Here is a 559-nt window from a genome sequence, read left to right as displayed (position 1 = left end):
AGAGCACACAACGAACGATGATCAGCGCCGCCGACAACAATCCGCTGAAGTTCGTTCCAGGAACCGACGAAATCCTCGAAATCATGTTCGCCCGTCGCAGGGCCGGCTATCTTGATGCCAGGCGCAGTATCGAGGACGCATTCCGCGATCTGAAGACGCACGAATTCGCCACCTATGCCGCCATGCAAGCTGCGCTCTCCCGACTGCTTGACGACCTGTCGCCCGAGGCGATCGGCAGGAAACTCCCGCCTACGTCGTTCACATCGAAGAAGGGGCAGGCCTGGGACGCCTATGTCGCGACATGGCGGACCATGGAGGAGGCACATGAAAACGGCATGCTGGACATCTTCCTGGCGTATTTCAGCGAGGCCTACGCCAAAGCCGACAAGCAAAAATAGGCGATCCAGGAAACGCCTGGCAGGGCAATCAGAAAAGTCCTCCGACGCCCGGCATCCGGTTCCAATAAACAATTTCTGAGATTACAATCGCGTACGACAGTTCGCCAAGCGGGTAAGACTCATTGACCTGGGGGTCTGCGGCAATGTCATGCTACGGCGGG

Annotated in this window: 1 protein-coding gene; it reads left to right on the top strand. The window is 57.8% G+C overall.

Features of this window, described 5'->3' with window-relative positions; all coding sequences use genetic code 11:
- Positions 1 to 398: type VI secretion system-associated FHA domain protein TagH (gene tagH, locus EN925_RS38830; protein WP_128337504.1), on the top strand; the 398-nt coding region annotated here is incomplete at its 5' end.
- Between the last annotated feature and the right edge of the window lie 161 nt (positions 399 to 559).

Source organism: Mesorhizobium sp. M7A.F.Ca.US.006.04.2.1, assembly GCF_004022915.1.
GTDB lineage: Bacteria > Pseudomonadota > Alphaproteobacteria > Rhizobiales > Rhizobiaceae > Mesorhizobium > Mesorhizobium ciceri.
This window is presented reverse-complemented; position numbering and strand designations above follow the sequence as displayed.